At 39.3% G+C, this 19,206-nt stretch carries 15 protein-coding genes; 2 read left to right on the top strand and 13 right to left on the bottom strand.

Translation table 11 applies throughout. The features are described from left to right. Nucleotides 1–380: 380 nt before the first annotated feature. From R8N49_RS14845 to R8N49_RS14800, 10 genes are all read right to left on the bottom strand, one after another. Nucleotides 381–1,076, bottom strand: coding sequence for a hypothetical protein (locus R8N49_RS14845; RefSeq protein WP_025636716.1), 696 nt, complete (start codon nucleotides 1,074–1,076; stop codon nucleotides 381–383). A gap of 71 nt (nucleotides 1,077–1,147) precedes the next feature. After that, nucleotides 1,148–1,633 (bottom strand): hypothetical protein, encoded by a 486-nt coding sequence (locus R8N49_RS14840; RefSeq protein WP_025636715.1) that lies wholly within the window; start codon nucleotides 1,631–1,633, stop codon nucleotides 1,148–1,150. Between the two features lie 514 nt (nucleotides 1,634–2,147). Beyond that, entirely contained in the window at nucleotides 2,148–3,221 is a 1,074-nt protein-coding gene (locus R8N49_RS14835; protein ID WP_025636739.1) for a hypothetical protein, read from the bottom strand. Nucleotides 3,222–3,705: 484 nt separating this feature from the next. Next, nucleotides 3,706–5,562 carry a DNA cytosine methyltransferase gene (locus R8N49_RS14830; RefSeq protein ID WP_025636632.1) on the bottom strand — a complete coding sequence of 619 codons (1,857 nt, stop codon included), beginning with the start codon at nucleotides 5,560–5,562 and terminating at the stop codon, nucleotides 3,706–3,708. Between the two features lie 625 nt (nucleotides 5,563–6,187). Next, a complete protein-coding gene (locus R8N49_RS14825) occupies nucleotides 6,188–6,769 on the bottom strand; it encodes a DUF2913 family protein (RefSeq protein WP_054574998.1) in 582 nt (193 codons plus the stop codon). A gap of 299 nt (nucleotides 6,770–7,068) precedes the next feature. Beyond that, the gene (locus tag R8N49_RS14820) at nucleotides 7,069–7,332 is read right to left on the bottom strand and encodes a hypothetical protein (RefSeq protein WP_025633930.1); all 264 of its coding nucleotides are present in this window, start codon (nucleotides 7,330–7,332) and stop codon (nucleotides 7,069–7,071) included. Next, entirely contained in the window at nucleotides 7,325–7,498 is a 174-nt protein-coding gene (locus R8N49_RS14815; protein WP_155486753.1) for a hypothetical protein, read from the bottom strand. Before R8N49_RS14815 ends, R8N49_RS14820 begins: the two co-directional genes overlap by 8 nt. 255 nt (nucleotides 7,499–7,753) lie before the next feature. Next, nucleotides 7,754–8,071, bottom strand: coding sequence for a hypothetical protein (locus R8N49_RS14810; RefSeq protein WP_025633931.1), 318 nt, complete (start codon nucleotides 8,069–8,071; stop codon nucleotides 7,754–7,756). Between the two features lie 18 nt (nucleotides 8,072–8,089). Then, nucleotides 8,090–8,809: a hypothetical protein gene (locus R8N49_RS14805; RefSeq protein ID WP_025633933.1), complete on the bottom strand. Its 720-nt coding sequence runs from the start codon at nucleotides 8,807–8,809 to the stop codon at nucleotides 8,090–8,092. Nucleotides 8,810–9,024: 215 nt separating this feature from the next. Further along, nucleotides 9,025–10,104: a hypothetical protein gene (locus R8N49_RS14800; protein ID WP_025633934.1), complete on the bottom strand. Its 1,080-nt coding sequence runs from the start codon at nucleotides 10,102–10,104 to the stop codon at nucleotides 9,025–9,027. A gap of 742 nt (nucleotides 10,105–10,846) precedes the next feature. Here R8N49_RS14800 and R8N49_RS14795 point away from each other — a divergent pair. Further along, nucleotides 10,847–11,857, top strand: a complete 1,011-nt coding sequence (locus R8N49_RS14795) for a RepB family plasmid replication initiator protein (RefSeq protein WP_158083951.1) — start codon at nucleotides 10,847–10,849, stop codon at nucleotides 11,855–11,857. Nucleotides 11,858–12,978: 1,121 nt separating this feature from the next. Here R8N49_RS14795 and R8N49_RS14790 read toward each other — a convergent pair. From R8N49_RS14790 to R8N49_RS14780, 3 genes are all read right to left on the bottom strand, one after another. Continuing rightward, a complete protein-coding gene (locus R8N49_RS14790) occupies nucleotides 12,979–13,743 on the bottom strand; it encodes a hypothetical protein (protein WP_025633937.1) in 765 nt (254 codons plus the stop codon). 116 nt (nucleotides 13,744–13,859) lie between these two features. Then, a complete protein-coding gene (locus R8N49_RS14785; protein WP_042776211.1) occupies nucleotides 13,860–14,201 on the bottom strand; it encodes a hypothetical protein in 342 nt (113 codons plus the stop codon). Beyond that, nucleotides 14,198–15,349 (bottom strand): DGQHR domain-containing protein, encoded by a 1,152-nt coding sequence (locus R8N49_RS14780; protein ID WP_077202323.1) that lies wholly within the window; start codon nucleotides 15,347–15,349, stop codon nucleotides 14,198–14,200. The genes R8N49_RS14785 and R8N49_RS14780 overlap by 4 nt, the downstream gene beginning before the upstream one ends. A gap of 147 nt (nucleotides 15,350–15,496) precedes the next feature. Between R8N49_RS14780 and R8N49_RS14775 the strand changes: the two genes are divergently transcribed. Continuing rightward, entirely contained in the window at nucleotides 15,497–19,204 is a 3,708-nt protein-coding gene (locus R8N49_RS14775; RefSeq protein WP_139351517.1) for a hypothetical protein, read from the top strand. Nucleotides 19,205–19,206: the final 2 nt, after the last annotated feature.

Below are 19,206 nucleotides of genomic sequence, written 5' to 3'. Positions count from 1 at the left end.
TAAATACCATATTAATACACATATGATTGTTAAATATAATTAACTATATTTGTTGACTTTGGCCCGGACAAAGGGGCCACAATGGGGCTCGACAGAGGGAAAGCTTTTTAGGCGAAGTCGTTAAGAAAAGCGATACAAATGCTTTTAGCTCGCCGAAGGCGAATCATATGGCCACCAGAATTCTGCTAGGACGGTGACAACGGGGGTTGGTTGGCAATGTCCTAGCGCTGGTGGACAACAGCCTTGAGCGGCAATACTTGGCGAGGCACGAGGCCTAGCATTGCAAGGGGTAAGTCCGGCGGGTGGGCCTCGGTGGCGACTAGGGGGGACCCCTGTTAGTGGAGAGCGCTTGACTGGCCATAATGACCAGTCAAATTTTTCTACAGTATATATAAATCGTAGTAGCTAGCTTCTTCAGCTGTAAGCTTATACCCAGGCTCTACAGAGTGGGTAGATACGCGATCTTTACTACATTTAATGGCTTTAAGTGTGTTATTGATCTCACTGCAAGCATCAACAACAAACAGATCTGGGATAAAGCCATTCTTAAAAAAGCTTGATTGTTTATTGCGGATCATCTTTAGGAAGACTGTTTCAATTTTAGGTGGTAGCCCGTAAACAAGTGCATGCCTTACAGTCATTAAATTTATGAACTCATGAAGTATTTCGTGGAATGTAAATCGACCTACTTGGTGTTCTGAGGATTCTGTAAAAGCGGTACACTTGTAAATCAGATTGGTAAGGAGATTACATGTAATGTAATCAACCTCTAAAAGTTGGCCTTTGCATTCAGATTTTTTGATTCCTAAATCTTGTACTTGATTGACCCACTCCAGGTAAGGGAGCACCGTATTTAAATCATCCAGTAAGTACCCAAGTTTGGTTTCGAATTCACGTACCTGTTTGTACCAGCATGCTAGCACCTTGTCGGAATTTCCGTATTTGCTCTGAATAGGTTGGGTTCGGATGCTTCTAAGACGTTTGCCTTGAATAGCATTTACGCACTTGAATGCTAGTGTAAGTGCTTTTTTTACTTGTGCCTTCTTTTCTTCGTTGATCTTTATGATTCTGTCCATACTGCCCCCAAGCAACTTTTTATAAAAAAGAGGGCCATTGAGCCCTCTATACACGTTAGATTTACCGATTACTATTCTTGACGGAACGGATCAATTACAAAGCCAAGCGCGTCTAGGGGTTGGCTATTGTATGCAGTAAGTGCTTCGCGACCTAAATCCAGTTCGTATCCAGAGCCAACAAAGTCATCACCTACAAAGCCACAAATAACATTGTTTGAGATACCTTCGATACCTTCCCAAGCTCTCCCGGTCCAATATTGCGATTCGACAATCCAAACACCTTCACGATGAACGCGCACTCTAAAAGCACTTTCACTTCGCTTAAGTTCTTCTTTACTTATATCGATGTTCACATCAGGATTAAATAGGTCACCAGATAGAGCTTTTAAATCTACATACTGGTCTTCTTGTTTAATGAATCGGATTTTCCCTAATCGAACAGCTAGGGCTACTTTGTCTATTTCGCCGTTTCTCTCCGTGGATGTTTCAGTCTTTTCGGGTGTCAGCTGATTAAGTAATGAAATGACTACTTTCTTATCGAATGATGAAATCTTCATATTGCCCCCAAGCAATTGTTTTAAAATAGATAGTTACATAAGCAACTAAGGAAATTATACTAAAATACGCCCTAAAATACCACATTTAAACATTAAATATAGTTAAGTATATTTAACTATATTGGTTGACTTTACCCCGGACAAAGGCGATACAATGGGGCTCGACAGAGGGACAGCTTTTTAGGCGAAGCCGTTAAGAAAAGCGATACAAATGCTTTTAGCTCGCCGAAGGCGATTCATGTGGCCACCAGCTTTCTGCTAGGACGGTGACAACGGGGTTTTGTTGGCATCGTACTAGCGCTGGTGGACAACAGCCTTGAGCGGCAGAACTTGGTGAGGGACGAGCCCTAGTGATGCTGGGGTAAGTCCGGCGGGTGGGCCTCGGTGGCGACTAGGGGTATCCCCTATTAGTGGAGAGAAATTTTCTTGCAAGGTCTCTATTTCTTTTATTGAATTTATACGGACAAAAAAAAGCCCCTGCTTTGTAAGCAAGGGCTTTTCGCTTGGGGAGCGTTTAATCAAATGTTTGAGGATCTAGCTGTTCAAGAAATGGTACTACGTCTCTCTTAAATACCGCCTCAGCATTCACAGTATGAGCGCGAACCCATGCATTATTTCGGGTTGGTGAGAATTTGAAGCTAAACTTTCTTAGTCTTTGGGTAACCTCTTTCGGTGGCCTACCACCTAACCAAATACCAATGCGCCCATCAATAACCCCGTGCTTAATTCCATTTTCTAATTCACCTTCTAATGAGTTTGAATTTCGACTTTCTTCGACTCGCTCTGCTTCGACTAAACGTTGTTTTAATCGTCGGATATTAGCATTTGAGTTTGCTAAGCTAAATCGTCCCCAAGTGTTTACTATTGGATTTGGCTCCAAAAACGTTTTAAGGAGGTTTTGAGGTATACCACGTTCAAGCATCTTGTTTTCAAGTACAGCAGCACTATTATCTGTAAGCTCTCCATTTTCAGACGCTTTATATGCAGCTGGCACTAAACGATTAGCTATTTTCATGTAGCCATGCATTGTTTCCGCTTCACTAATTTTAATTCTTAATTGCTCAACCGGGTTATCTGATGACATTTTGACAACTGAACCATCCCCATCGGGGAACAGTTTCTTTGCAATGGCTTTTAAGGCTCTCTGAGGATAATCTGCATATTGATTAAGCTTATCCCTACTATTCTTATTGGCCTTTTCTGCTTTCGCCACAGGGAATCTCGCTGGCCCTGTTACATGCCATGAGATACATTTGGACTCTGCACTTATGTACTCATCGAAGTAGCGTTTTAACTTTCTTTGAAATTCTTCAAACTCAATTTCAACAATTTCTTCCACTGAACAATTAAACGCCTTCGATGGTGCGCTTTCCGAAGTGGACTTGATCAGCTCATGAAGTGAAATTTTGAATGTCCGTAATGCGTTGCAGTAGTCAACTACTGCTTGAGCGGCGTGACGCTCAGGAAATTGAGATTGGCCATTAAAAGCTCGCTCAATTGATGAAGGATCAAGCTGGCTCTTATATTCAAGCAGATCCTTGTCTTCTCCAATGTATTCCTCGATTTTTTTATTAACTAAATTTTGCATCTGTAGCCCCCAAGCTATCTATGTTTAACAAATGATTTAACGTATTTATTTGATGTGTTAATTATACTAACAACCCCCAATAAATACCATATTAACACACAAATAAATGTTAAATATAATTAACTATTTAGATTGACTCTGGCCTGGACAAAGGGGCCACAATGGGGCTCGACAGAGGGAAAGCTTTTTAGGCGAAGCCGTTAAGAAAAGCGATACAAATGCTTTTAGCTCGCCGAAGGCGAATCATATTGCCACCAGCATTCTGCTAGGACGGTGACAACGGGGGTTTGTTGGCATCGTACTAGCGCTGGTGGACAACAGCCATGAGCGGCAATACTTGGCGAGGAACGAGACTTAGTAATGCAAGGGGTAAGTCCGGCGGGTGGGCCTCGGTGGCGACTAGGGGGAACCCCTGTTAGTGGAGAGAAATTCATAACCTGCAATAAAAAAGAGCTCTATTGCAGGTCGATATTCTATTTAGATTCTATGCCGCCATTCGCTCGTATTGTGTGTTTAACACATTGTTAAGCCACTTACCAACCCATTCACCAACCCAACAAAAGGCCGAGTAAATCACCGACTGGCCCAAACATTCGTGGGCTAGTCCTACGGTCAGATCGCGAACGAACGATTCTGGTATTTGCTTGCACTTGGCATGTTCAACAGTTGTAAATAACCTAGCTAATTTACCATTGCTATGGATTAGAAATGGATCGGTAGATCGACACTTTTGGTATGATTTGGTTATGCACCCTACCTTTGTAGCAGTAGGCTTAAGCCACTGGAGTCGAAAGCCTTTCTTTTGAGCAATGTCTCTCTTTTCCTTTTCCACTAAATATGTATAGGGCTTATAGCTTTCATGAGTTTCAGGTATATCATCGAGTACATCAGCTAAGCAGCTATATTTATAAGTTGTCCTTACCTTTTGGGGCATAAAGTCCTTTAAACCCTCTTTGAAGGAGCTGCAGTATCCAATACCACAAAGCCTCTTTCTATCTTCAAGTGCACCAAACTGAGAACCTGCTAATGTCATATTTATAAAGTTGTACCCAAACACTTTACTAAACGTATCTACGATAACAGCGTATGAGTTTGATTTAGTAAATGAAGTAACATTCTCAAAAACAGAAATAATTGGATTCGTTATCGACTGCCAATGCAAGAAATCGATAAAACACCCGCCTGTATTTTTGTGTGCTTCTGCAAATTTATTTCCGTTCTTAGATCTGCCGCTTATGGAACTCCCTTCGCAAGGCAGCGATCCTGAATTGACTTCCGTTCTAACGCCACCTCTGGACAAATCAACACTCTCCAATCGCATATTTAATCCGTATTGCTCTTCCGGTGCCTCCACAGCCCACACAGGATTATTTTGCAGACATGCATTGAAGTACCTTTCACTCGATTCGACAATTACCTTTACGAAAGTAGAAAGCTTACTCCGCTTAAGTCCATCGGAAATACTTGAGCACAATACCCCTATACCATTAAATATATCTGAAGTGGATAAAGGTATATTCGCTTTGTACTTTGACATAGCTCTCTGAACACGCTCTTTTTGTTTGAGATTCCTCCAAGTCTTTATCACTCTATCGAGACTTAACTTCTTGATAGGTGAAGCCGGAGTTAGTTCAACAGAAGCAGAACCAAGCTCAGCCCCTGTGATATTTTTAGATAAGTAACCATTCAATTCATCATTTTTTACGTAACCCATATTTTTCATAGTATGTGAAAATGCGGCTTCAAGAGGATCTGTCCACTGTGTATCTATAAAAATTGCAGATGGTTGAAGTGTTTTGATGAAGGCAGTCATTAAGTAAAAGTAACAATTAGCCTCTGGCGCACCTTGTAAGCTAATCACTTCAGCCTTGATGCTACTCTTCTTTAGATCAAACAGCTCTATTGGCGAGTTGTATTCCAACTCGTTAGAAAGGAGTACTAAATTAGAATTAAAGCTGAATACGGCATGGTTTAAAGGCTTAAGATTTCTCGTCATATCCTTAAACCTCAGCTCTCTGTCACGAATCTCTTGGACTGAATGCAATTCGACAATTCGGATTTCACCATCTTTGATGTAGGCTTTTACATGGTCTCCGAAAATATCTAAATCAGCGTGCTTTAAGTCAATGACAGGTCGCTCTTTACCGTTTCGTCTTGAGTTGGTCACTTGTCGAGAGCCGAAACGATCAATAACTATTTTAATTTCTTTCTTTGTACGGTCAGACTTAAGCTGAAACTTAGCCCCTCCTTTAAAACCCGCCATTAGTAAATACTGCCCTTCGAAGAATACTCTTAGTTTATTTCTATGGAGAGAAACTTTCTTCTCTAATACCTTTATCATACTGCCCCCAAGCAATTGATCTCACTTGCCTTAACTATGTCATAATTATATAAAAAACAACAAATAGATACCACATTTAAACACTAACCTTTGTGAAATATAATTAACTTATTATCTGGACTTTGGGCCGGACAAAGGCGACACAATAGGGCTCGATAGAGGGTCAGCTTTTTAGGCGAAGCCGTTAAGAAAAGCGTTACAAATGCTTTTTAGCTCGCCGAAGGCGGATCATATGGCCACCAGCATTCTGCTAGGACGGTGACAATGGGGTTTTGTTGGCATCGTACTAGCGCTGGTGGACAACAGCCCATGAGCGGCAATACTTGGCGAGGAACGAGACTTAGTAATGCAGGGGTAAGTCCGGCGGGTGGGCCTCGGTGGCGACTAGGGGGAACCCTGTTAGTGGAGAGCTTTCAAACCCATTAACTCCATTTGTTTGTGAGGAATAAAGTTTCGTTACTAAGCAATAAGTTTGATACTGAGTATTAAAGTTTTATACTTAATGGCAGCCATCAGAGTACGCCGCCATTTCTAAAACGTTTATGTCCAACTTAGAACTAGCTGGTGAAGCCAGTTCATGGAAGATAGAATGAGCGGGCGTTTAAATGATGGCTAGCCAGCTTTTTTAAGCTGGGTGTACTAAGATGTGGGCTTGATGTTTCTCGGTGTTCCACTCTTTCATTTCAGCAAGAAATAGGCCGTGAGCATTAATCGATTCAATTAATTCAGGTGCACGCTCTAGTTGGATAAGCATCGATAACGGGGTGAGTTGATTGTGTTCTTGGTCAAAACCGTGTTCGACTTGTTCCTCTAGCATATAAAGAATCCCAGGCTCCGCTTCACTACCCTCCTCAAACAGTCTTGATTCGATACCCTCTACGTCATAAAGGTGTACGAGTAGGTTATAAAGCTTTTCAGCACCGATGAGTTTTGTATGCTTCGATTGTGAATTAAGTTGATGCAGTTTCATTTCTAGGTTCCCACCTTTTTTTCTTGCTAAGCTGATCATCAGTTTGATGTCTTTTTTGATATTCGATAACGACTTATCGTTGAGCTTTGGCTTAAGGTACTTTATCAGTATGTCATTGCGTGATTTTACTGGAACAAAACGGGAAGATGCGGAAACCTGACACAGCAAATGAAGCAGGGCGTGGGTAATGACGTTGTGAAGGTTGTGGTAGTAGTCAAAGTCTCGTTTGATTTGCATAGCCAAGGTAGCGTTGTGGGTGGATTATAAGAATATTGGGGCTGGGCGTTTTAAATCAACCTTAATAATGAGTTCGGGAGTAGTTTCCCAGACATAGAGTTGTTCATGGATTGCTAATGTTTGATTTTCCGAAAATGATAATTGTCCAGAAACGTATTTGAATGGGACCGCTCAATCTGTGGATGCTCAAGACAACCAGCATGAAACTTTATTCCTCTCCTACACCAATACATCCCAGACCAATTAATAAACCAGGTCATCATATTGCATGATATGGGGCCTATTTTTTTATCTAAGGTTCACCTTTTACGATGAAGCCTTTCGTTGGCCTTTTTGTGCTTTTGATAGCAACCCATCGAATCTGTGCCGCTAAACATAGCCTTCCTGCGTCGTTCGTAAGCACTACTAGGATTTGAGTTACCTTTCTTCTCTTTTCGTTGTTCACTTGATAGAAACCTGTTAAGTGCTTCATCAAATGAAGATGTATCACTCTTAAATGCCCATCTCACTGCTAACAAAAAACCTGCAACCAATAATGTGCCTAGAAGTACTTTCTCACTCATTTGGTGACTCTTCTGTTGAGCTCTTACTATCTGTTGTCAACGTTCCAATTAACTCATCATCAACTGGACATTCATTGCATCGGTTCAGACACTGTTCTTTAACAGGGACTGACACACTACAAAGTTCATCATTGCTCTGTTCTATAAGTGTTTCAAGACGACTCATTATTTCCTTCCTATAGTTAGGCATTAAGCGATTGTGATTATAGAAAATTCATCCATTTCCTAAATTTACTGAGACAAAAGGTCATGACAGTTTGAGCAAACACCTTGCTGTTTTTCTCTATCCACTTTTAGCCAATAACATGCCTGGGAGTTCTCAAAACATGCATTATTATCACTACACCCGCAGCCAATGCAGACAGCTTCTTTAGGCTCAGGTCGAATATTATAAATAGATAAATCTACCATGCTTTCCCCTTTAATCATTTGTCTTAACGAAAGGGTCGGGACAATCATCTAAATCAACAAAGTGTCTGTCTGCGATTTCTTCTATCTTCGGATACTCTTCTATGAGATCGAAAACCGACCTACCTTTGAGGTCATAGTCGAACTGAATTCCAGCTCTGAACCAATAATCGATCTGTCTATTCAAGCAGTTCTTTGCTGTAGATTTAGTTGGCTTTTTAAGTAGTTCCTCTAAATCTTCAGAGTCAACATAACCACCCGTCATGTCTTCAGCACAGCCAACTTTTTTAAACAAATACTCCCAGTCGGCGTACAATTCTTCGTATGTCATTGGTGAATCTTCTCCTGGTTAAATAGACTTCATGTTCTTGCGTCGTTTAATTGCATCAACCTCACGATTGTAAGCCTCTAAAGGCTCAAGTAAATGAGCATATAGCTTTTCATTTTTGATGTACTCATCATGATTTATTAGTGCCTTAAGTTGTGCTACGGACTCTTTAATTGGCACTCGTACTACCCAAGAGTCTGTTTCAAAAGAGAATTGCCATGCTCTTTTAAAATAATTTTCGAAAGCGTTTAGAGCCTTACTTCTCATAGTCCAAACATTACGCCTTCTTAATGCGTGATCACTCTCTAAATAGTGATTAGCAATATTATCGTTAATGTCTATCTCCCAACTCTCAGGATCTAAAACAGAACTAGTAAAGTGAGCGACCGTCACCCATAGGCACAGCTGTTCTCGTGTAAAAGTATCCGGATTGGAATTAAGCGAATCTAATACCTCAATAGCATATTTTTTCGCTTGTTTATTGATGTTTGCTAACTCTTGAGCCTTACGTTTTTCGATACGGGCTTTCTTCTCTTTAATTTTGGTAAACTTTTCTTTTGCTTTACTCAAAGCCTTTGCTGCGACTTTCATCGCTTCAATTTCTTCGAGTTCAAACAAGTCTCTAGAGAATGGGTCTTCGACTACTTCTTTTAGAAGTCCATTTGATAGCTTTGTTAGAGCTGTTTGCTTTTTGCGGGTACGTTCGGATGTCCAGTGCTTTGTGAAGTCTAAATCTGACAAAATGTTTCCCTCTGAGTGCTGATTTATTAATTAGTGTCAAACGTTAAATCAAGTCGAAGTGTTTCTGATTAACTTCTATACCCATGCCTAGTTTCTATCCAGTACATACAGCTAAAATCTAGCGCTATGACCTTGTAAGTGCGACAGGGAGCAAAGGGAATCCGAGTTAATGTGTTTAGTTAGTGGAAGCATTAATCGGAATCCCCGAAAATCAACTAAAGCACGTTCGAAAATGCAGATGTATATTGAAACTCATAACCCATATCTTCGAGTTTCCATAGTAAGTCTCTATAAAACCCCCTTAGAGTGTCCAGAAGCTCATATAGAGCTGACGATCCTTTATATTTATAGTCCTTGTCCGTATCTACAGCTAAACGATGACAAAGAGTGGATAAACCATCTAAAGAACTCAGAATGTAACCGGTATTAACTAGTTCAAGTGCACTGCTTATAGTTTGTCGAGTAGATTCTGACTGAGAGCTTGCTTTATACATTGTCGCCAGCTCATCAAAGTACTGCTTACCATCCCAATACTTAACAGCTATTTCTTCTAAAGAGATTGGTTTAAATTGGCAAAATACATCAAGCATTGAACACGCCTTTAGAGCTTCAACCTTCTTGAGTGTATCTTCTAAGCCGCATTCCAAGGTTAATGGAGCGAGTAATGAAAGGTACTTTCCATCTTTTGAAAGTGAGACCTCATCCAGACTTAAATCGTCTAGCGCACCAATTATCGCACTTTGGTTTTCTTTTGGAACATCAGATATATCAAGTTGAACGAGGGTATGATCGTCTTGGTTGATAACATGAGCCTTAGATTGGTGAGACTGCACTTTCTCTAAAGTGAAGATATCCTGGGTTATGGGCAGTTGGATTAACAGATGTGTGTCTGATTTTGGTAACTCGCTAACTTTCAAACACCCATAAATGATATCCAATTGTTGTCGAGCGGATATTAATTTAAGTTCAGTAGCATGAAAGAGCAAAATTGAAAACCTGGCAACCGAGAACTTGTCTAAGCACTTATTTCCACTTTCATACCATGATACCAAGAAGTTCGTTATGTTTAGAATGAACTTGGCACGTGATTCTGGTTTTCCTATAGCTGATATAGCTACATCCAATTCCTTCTTAAATGATCCCATCTTAGCCTGGAACTTTAGGCCAGGCTCAATATCAAGTTCATCTACCATTTGAATTGCGCTGTTAATCACCTTATTCATACAGCCATAAGAGACTAGTAAATTTTTAGCGTAGTTTAGTTCTTCTCTACTTACAAAAGATCTTCTTTTCATTTTAGCCCCCAAGCTATTACATATATTTCAACGGGATAGAACCGTTAATTCCCCATTAGTATAACAGTAAATACCATATTATAACAGTTGTTTGTGTATGATTTTTTAACTTTCTTTGTTTATATGACATGATGGTTCTGGAGAGCCTCGGAAGATTAAACCCATTGTGTTCGTGCGTATGATCCTTAAACCAAATGGTTAATTAAATGAATGATCTAAAGATCGTCATTGAAAATTTAGGGCAAATGCAAGCTGAGAGCGCCTCTATGCTTATGATTGGACACAACCCGGTATATGTGTCTAAATAGAGCAAATTAGCTCATATAGCTCTACTGAGTGGCTTTTTGAGTTAACATGCAAAAAAAGAACTATTACTACTTCTTTGTTCTCCAAGATCGTCCCTTTACCCTTCTAACTGATTAATTTCTAGACACTATTTAATAATAATATTTTTATTGATCTTATTAAGATCTTTTTTAAGATCTTATTAGGGTGTTGATAACTTATCTATGTTTTTATAATTCAAGTAGTTAGGAATTCGTTTAAGATCATCTAGGACGAAACACTATTACATTTAGGAAGATTTGAAGATCGCTTAGGACGACTTACCGTGCCATCTAGGACGCTTTCGGTTGTGGATAAGTCTGTATAAGTATGTATAAGGTTGGTTTGCTTACTTACTGGCACATTTAAGCCTACAATGTTACATTTGGTACAATTTCTTATTGTGTGTATCAGTATCATGACCGAGAACAACAGCAAAAACGATCTTACTGTTAGACAAGCGAACGCTTTAACAACGGCAGCTTATAGCCTTACTCGTTATGAGAAGCGGCTTGTATACATGTGCCTCAAGCGGATTAATCAGGAAAACCCTACTCCCGAACATTTAAAAACAATGGAATATGGTCAGTATCCGATCACTATTTCTAACAAAGAGTTCATCGAATACTTCGAGATAGATGATGAGTCGAAGAAAAACCTATCAAGAGACATACAACGCGCAGCACAATCTTTACATGAGAAAAGTGTGGTTATCTATCTTCCTGATGAAGACAGCAAAGATGGTGAAAAAGCTTATGATGCTATCCACTGGACCACTAAACAGAGCTATCGTCCTAAACGAGGACATGTAGTGCTGTATTTGAATGCTGAGTTGATTAGTATCATTAACCAAACCACATCAAACTATACACAGCTGCTGATAGGTGAAGCAGGAAACTTATCTTCCGTTTATACCATGAGGCTTTATGAGGCTATCAATCAGTGGAAGAATTTAAGAAATAACCTAATTCTAGATGTTGATTGGATGCGCTCTAGGTGGCAACTGCCCTCTTCGTATGACAGAACTGCGGTTCTTAAGAAACGTTGGCTTAACCCAGCAATTGAAGAACTTAATAAGTTGCACATTTTCAAAAGTCTTTCCTACGAGGATGTTCGAAAAGGTACCAAGACTGTCGCATTTAAGTTTACCTGGGAGCTTTCTAAAAAGGCCCCAAGTAAACTATCCCTTGCAAGGTCAGCAATCAAAGCTATCAATGCCAACCTTCAACCAAAGCAGAGTGAAATGGTCGCATTGACTGAGCAGATTGGAGAACTATTGCTGAATGGTGAAGATATATCCCCTGCTGTCCTAAGCGCTATTAAGAAGTTTGGTGAAGAGTCAAAAGATGCTAAAGGTACATCAATGAAGAAATCAGATGACGTCATTGATGTAACCGACTATGAAATAGTCACAGATGATGAAGATTAGCTTCAACTAGCACACCAAAGAAGTAAATTTCCATCCAACTAGCACATTCAACAATCAAGTGTGCTAGTTCTGCCTCAAAATACCGTCCTAAGTGTCACCTTTACCAGATATTGCTGGTGGCTAAACCTCTCAATAACTGTGATCCAACTCCCTAATTGTTGTTTTTTATCCGTGATTGAAGTTGTTTTGTGGGTGATGAAGACCCAATTCTTTCTTTATAACCTGCTTTTTTGCTTCCTTTGAATGAAAACCCTGTAAATGAAGGTTAAGCTAATTTTTCAGAACTCCTTCTAACGTATTGAATTATAAGGATAGTATCTATTGCTTCTAGTTGGAGGGGTGACACTTAGGACGAAAGTAAGGGATCAATGAATATGCAATGCGTTTTTTTCTCTATTTTCGTCCTAGGTGTCACTGTTCTATGGCGATGTTTTAATCGGATTTTTTATAAGTATATGTATTTTAATTGTTTTTCTGTGTCAAGAGCGTGAGGGGTGACATTTAGGACGGTTTTAAAATGATACTTTAAGAAGCAACAATGTGTGTCCAGTACTCTATAGAATAAAGCTCAAACTTAATGATTATAACTGACTGAAAATAAAAGATATTTTATTTGTGCCTTAGGCTGATATAAAAAGCTACACACTGGAGTCATACTTTCTCTACGTTCGATATACAGTAAAGAGTGATAGGTGACATCTAGGACGAAAACATTCGTAGGGGTAAAATGGTTTAGCCCAGTTGGGAATTTAAGAAAAGCTAGTTACTATAGATATCATTGAATATATTTAAAGCATTGAAAATAAAGATAAAAATCTCTTCTCTGTGACATCTAGGACGTAAAGCCTACTTGAGTATAAGAAAGTAGAAAAGCATATCAATGAGTTAAATATATGCGGTGGCACTAGATAGAAAACTTTCGTCCTAGATGTCACACTTAGATAGAGGTGTTCTTCTATCTTATTGATTTACTATGGTCCAATAGTGTCTGGGGTGACATTTAGGACGAAAACTAACGCTTTAAGAAAACGTCCTTGATGTACCACTTGTATATTAAGACCTGGTACACCAAGGAAGGTTTGTTTGAGAGGCCCAGAAAAGCTTTTACAAACTCAAGCTATCTAGTAATAGTAGGTCTTCCCGGATGGAGGTCGAGTGCTTGTGGTACCACCATTTACAGTTTTGTATCTGGAACCGGAAGGTTTGTTGTAATGTGCCCACCCTCTATACCTTACTCTCCATGGATCATCTGCACCCATTGTGTAGTATCCCATGTCAGCAAACGCAGCACGAGTTAAGCTTACTCTACAGCTAGGTGTAGCAGTTGATGTCACTGGCCCGGAAATTTCAAATAAACCAGCATTAGCGATTTCATCAGTGAGATTGTATATTTTACTATGATCAGTGATGGCTATTTTTGTGATCCCTTTGGTTTCCAGGTTATATGTTACAAGGAAATCAATGTTCGACGAGTTAGGCCAATATGAACCATAAGATGAGCTAAAGTACCCACTTGCTTTGCTGTCCATTGCGCTTTTAGCTCTTTTTGGAGAAAAACATGCTCCCCTTGCGACATTCACAGAAGCACATCCACAGTTAATAGTAATATCTACTGCCTCATCTTCATCCTCTCCAGGTTTGGGGATCTCAAAGTCCCCTACTGGATCATCTGGGACGGTTGGGAGCTCAACGATTGTTTCGTCAGAGATGTTTCTGGAGCCTAAAGTATCATCCAAGCCAACTGCACTTGTTTGGTTCATGTGTGAAGGAACCTTAATAACTTTATTGTAGCTCCCTGCATTGTGTGGTGCTTTGATTGAAGCAATTACAGAGGGGGCGGAAACCGCTAAAGCAATCCCCACTGTAATGAGATTAATGTTATTCATTGCAATCTACCATTGTCATTTATGGATAAAAAGCAATATAGGCCTTGAGCGAATTACAATCAACTTTAGTTTTCGAACTAAGGAAATTGGTTCACGGTTTCTTTTAAGGGTTGTACTCAACTTTCACCATAATTTGATTTGTTGGTGAAGGCGATACGGTACCGACAGTAGTGCTCTGCAAACTCGAAATCATCTTCATCAAAGATTGTGCTTTCGTTACACCATAACTTTTTATGTTCGTCACGTATCCTTACCGATTCAATGTGAATTTCAAATTTACATTGGACATCATTTAAGTAAGCAGATATGTGCTTTCCTAACAGTGGTTCTATGCTGTATATGTTGTACTCATTAACACCTTCCTTAATTGCTCGAGATAGACCCATTCTCGCCATTGTCATCGCATTAGGGCATCGATGTGCTTTCAGGTCTAAGTCATTACTCTCTGGTGACTTCATACTTCTTCTCCCACTGAGGGTAGTTCTAGTTCTTTACAAATAGCAGTAGCACAGCTTCTCTCTGAGCTGCGGATCATTCTGTATTTAATACTTCCATTTCTTGAAATAGATTTCTGTACTACATTATTCTCTAGCCAAAAGTCATGTGTAATATCTTTCACAGGCAATCGAACTATCCCATCTAGTACTGACCAATCAATGGGGGCTTTATGCATTCGAGACAAATGCTCTTCAAAGATAGATCGAATTACTATCGCAGTCCCTTTCCAAAATATACTTTTCGTGTACATAACATTTGGCCCTGAGTCTGAAAGAAACCTCATAGGTATAAGAGAAAAAAACTTGGTGAGGAATGGAGTTGTTAAGCGAATTATTTCAGCTTCGGTATCGCTTGAACCTTCAAGCAATTTGTTCATTTTTACAGGAGTTGTACCTAATGCGGTACAAATGAAATCGCCTAACTGCTTCAAGTCCATTAACTGGGATTTCTTGGGTTTTCCTGTGGTACTTATAAACCGCTTTAGTGAATGACCATCAACTAATACATTATCGAGTATCTGGTCCCTAATTAATCTGGAAAAGCTTTGCGAGCTGTCAAAGAATAAGTTTTGTGCTGATGTTGGTTTACGAAGGTGTAAGTGGTAGTCAGAAAATACCTGTCTAATCTTTTGAGTGACTGGCTCTAAGGTGTCCGTGTTTGTAACAATGAATTTAACTCCCAGCGTATGGTACTGAGTAGGACTAGCATTCGTAACTCTGTCCTTAAACAAATTCAAACGGTTCTGACCATCACATACAAGACGGTCAGATGAACTTTCTAATGTGGCTGTGACGACTTCTTTGTTACCAATAGATATTTCCTCATGGAGTTTTAATGAAGAAACAAAGACAGTAATGCTAGGGAGTACTGTATCCTCCCTATTGTCGAAATACTTAATCAAACCTTGTGCACGACCTTTCTCAAGGTCTCTCTGTCTTTTTTGATACTCATTTAAACTATCTGAGCTCTCTTCTTCAGTGAAGTTCTCAGCAAATTCTTTGCCTGTTATTACCCCCTCAAATACAGAAATGCCATTCGTGCAAATACCCTCGTTAGCTCTGAAGAGTACTAATTGAAGGTCTTGTTCAGAATAAATTGGTGTGTACATGTCTTGACCCGATGACTAAAAGAATAGAAGTAAAATACCATATAAATACACCTCCTTCAATATATGTGCACAAAAAAGTGCACTAAGTATATTTAAGTCTATAAAGTGTGTTTAAATATGGTATTATATAGTTGTCGGTCTTTAGTAATGGTTCAGCCAATGGTTAATATTTTTGAAACAACAAACCTAATAGAAAACGAATTGGTGGCTTTGCACGAGAGTGTTAGCTTCAAGTTCAATGCGGTTGTAGAAGAGTTTATAACGATTTTGCGATCTAGTGATTCGCTAGTGTTTGTTCCTTGCAGTATGGGTAAAGACTCCAGCACAGTTTTGAATGCTGCTTCTGAAGCTTATCGAGTTTGTATTCAAAATGGTTGGATCGAAAAAACTCGCCCCTTAATTGTTTCAACGGTTGACACTCTTTCGGAATCACTTCCAATGGTTATGTACACCAGGTGGGTTAAATCTAAGTTTATTGACTATGCAAAAGATAACGATATTAACGTTTACTACGATATTGTCACTCCGTCATTTCATGAAGAGTACGCGAACAAATACCTGACTAGTAATAAGCTAATACCAAATGCACAACGTAATAGTGACTGCAGCTCTATTCTCAAAATTGTTCCTAGCGAAAGATATTTAAAAAACCTATTGGACCGCTTTAAATCAGACGAAGAACTACAGCAATACACCCGTTTTGATGTGATTTGCGCTACAGGGCAAAGAAACAACGAGAGTACAAAGCGAAAAGGTAATATGGTTATTCAGGGAACCAGTGATAAGTCTATAAGTGATTTATTGAAAGAGATGAAAGAGTCTGACTTAAATACAGGCTACCCACTGTTTCTATACGCTCCAATACGTGACTGGTCTACCCAAGAGGTTTTCACTTCCTTAGAACTTTCTGGAGCTAAGCCTCTTACTCGTAGTTTAGCTGGGCTCCCTCCCCTTCCCGGCTTCCTTTCTGATTTCGCCCTGCTTTTGGCCATTTATGGGAATGCTTCTTCTGATGTCTGTGAGATTGCAGTAGGACAAAAGAATTCAAATGGTTGCAATGGATCTAGTCGATTTGGATGCACACTATGCACAATGGTTCAACACGATAAAACCCAAAACTCACTAGCTAAACATACTCGATGGAAAGTGTTTTTACAGGAAGAGGTTCTGCGCATTAGAGATTTCATGTTTCAGCTGAGTTGCAATATGGATGCGAGAATGATGCATGCCAAAGCTATCGATTTTGCAGCATATCAACGAGTAGCATTTCAGCCGAACGTTCTAAAAGTAAAGTATTTAGAAAAGTTGGTTAGGTATTTTGCTCAAATTTCAATTGAGTCATCTAAAAAAGCTGAAGAGTTCAAACGACTATATAAAAGTGGGTACGTCGACCAACATGAAGGCGTTATAGACATCAAAAATGATAGAAGCTTGAACGCTAAAGCCAGAAGAGCATTTCTTGATATGTACATTCAAGAGGCCCAGAAACCCTTAATAAACATTTTTTCTGAAAAGCATGCTGCTTATCTTTCGTTTAGATGGAGTCTAGATGGAGTAAATGCCCTTCCCTATAGACCTTTGGTTATCTGGAATGAACTTTTGAGAGGTAATGGCTGGATTCCTTATCCTAAAAGTAATGCAGAGTACGAATCTATTCATGGAAAAATCAGCATTAACTCATCGAAATTACCTGAAGCCGTATTAATGAAAACTCTTAATGTTGACAATGACCCAGTGCGGTTTATTGATAATCATAAGTCCTTTCTTAGCTACTGGGAGCGTCCAATAGATGCGAGCGATTTGAATGAAAGCGATTTTAACTGCACCACGAAGATCCTCCCTAAAACACAGTTACCTGTAAAAGTGAGTATTGCTCATAATTTAAAGCTGGAACCAATCAGCCAGGACACTTCTCGATCTAAACATTGTGATCTCTTAGGAAGGATTTCAGTGATGGTCAATGCTGAGAGAGTTGAACTCTTTGATTTGATTTCAAGTAACTCTGATAAGGTAATCAAGTTGGAGTGTAATGGACGTAAAGCTTCTAGTGCATTTTCAGAGTACTTTAAAACTAGTCTACTTAAGGGTTATGCAAACAAAAAAGCACTAAATTGGTATAACGAAATTGATGAGCAAATTAGTAGCATTGAATTTAGTTCTATCCAAGAAGCTACGAAAGTGATTTATGCATCCTTTAGTTCTATGTTTGGCGGTGGAAAGATAAACACCAAGCTTTCTATACCCTATCTATCGCATGTTACTGATATCCAATACCAGGAAAAGGCTCGAAAAGTTAAACCTTCATTAGATTTCACAAAACGTGTAGCAAAAATTAGATCAGGTAAACTTACTAAGGGAACAACAAGACTCTCTTTCTATAATCTTGAAACAAATCCAAGACTTCACTATGCGCATGCAGATAATCATAGAGTGCTTCACCCTGACATCGATCTCTTGGGCGAAGAAGTTAAAGATGTTTTTACACCAGCACATTATATTGACCCTAATGCCGCTCTAGGCGACAAGTTAAATATTGTAGTTAATGAAAGAACTCTCAGTCAGTGGCACTTAACCCAACCTTACGAAAGAATTAAAGCTGAACATGATCTTGCACTCATTCAGAACATAAGAAGACGTAGATTGTCTCTCTCTAATAGAAAACAATCAGTACGGTCCACGCAATTAGGAGCTGTGGCACGTTCTATGGTAGAGACAGGGGCCGTTAGGATATCGTTAAAGTACTACCCGACATTCCTCGACATAGCCAAGAGAACAGAGTTACTGTCAGAACTTGGTTGTTTCGACTACCAAGACATGAATGCATCAGAACTAAAACAATTGCCTTTTATGGTTTCTATGCAAAAGCATAGGATCGATAAAGCTAAGCTATTACTTCATGTTCGGGAGCGTAGAAACGCAATAAGACACAAAATAAAGCTGCAACTGTCTAGGCCGTTGGAAGGCTGTGAGAGTAGATTAAGGAATCACTGTGATAGATTGAAGAAATACCTGGCTCGATTTGGTGAATCAACTGTCAAGCTAAACAATCCCACACTATTCTTGACCGATAATCAGCCTCAGATTCATCGAACATTAAAGTGCTGGTCTTTATTAAGCTCAGACTCGTTCAAATCGATTGAAGAGTTCTACAAAAGTTCTCTCTCTACTAACCAACTAACAGAACTGAATGCTAAGCCATCTATTAAGAAGGAAATTACACACTTTACAATCGAACAGCTAAACTCAGTTGTTTCAGTACTAGAGCAATCTATTGCGATGAACTGGGCACTTAAAGGAGTGTATTCAAATGCCATTAATAGTATTGATAGTGAAACAGTTTCAAAAATCGCTAAGGTATCTAAAGACCTATCTAACTTGAAATTTGACGATGTTTTTAAGTATAAAAGTTCAGAGGAATATCTTTGTCTAAAAACTGAATTGAGAAATCTGAATGCAGCTCTATACACGCGACTAAGTAATATCGAAACACCAGCCTCAAATGTGATTAACTTAGACAAACAAGATTTTCTAGCTTCATTTAACCCAAGCGTAGAAAACTACTTAACTCGGTTGGGAGAATATGAGTCAAACCTATCTGAGGCTCTTATCACCCTCGAGTGGTTTAAAGCTCAAATTGAAGATATAAAGAGATTTTCTCTTCGTGAAACAATATCAAAGTTTTCACTCGAACAGCGTCTATCTCTATCAACGGATTTATGTACAATGCCAGTAAATACGAATGTTACAATTTCTCCTGATCGAGTCGATAGTAATATGCATACGACAAAAGTAACTAAACGTTCTACAAGAAATGTAACGCCAAAACCCTTACTCGAATCACTATTAAATCTATAAAA

The sequence above is a fragment of the Vibrio sp. 1978 genome (genome assembly GCF_033344345.1).
The sequence above is the reverse complement of the archived record's forward strand: the minus strand, read 5'-3'. Positions and strand labels throughout refer to the sequence as shown.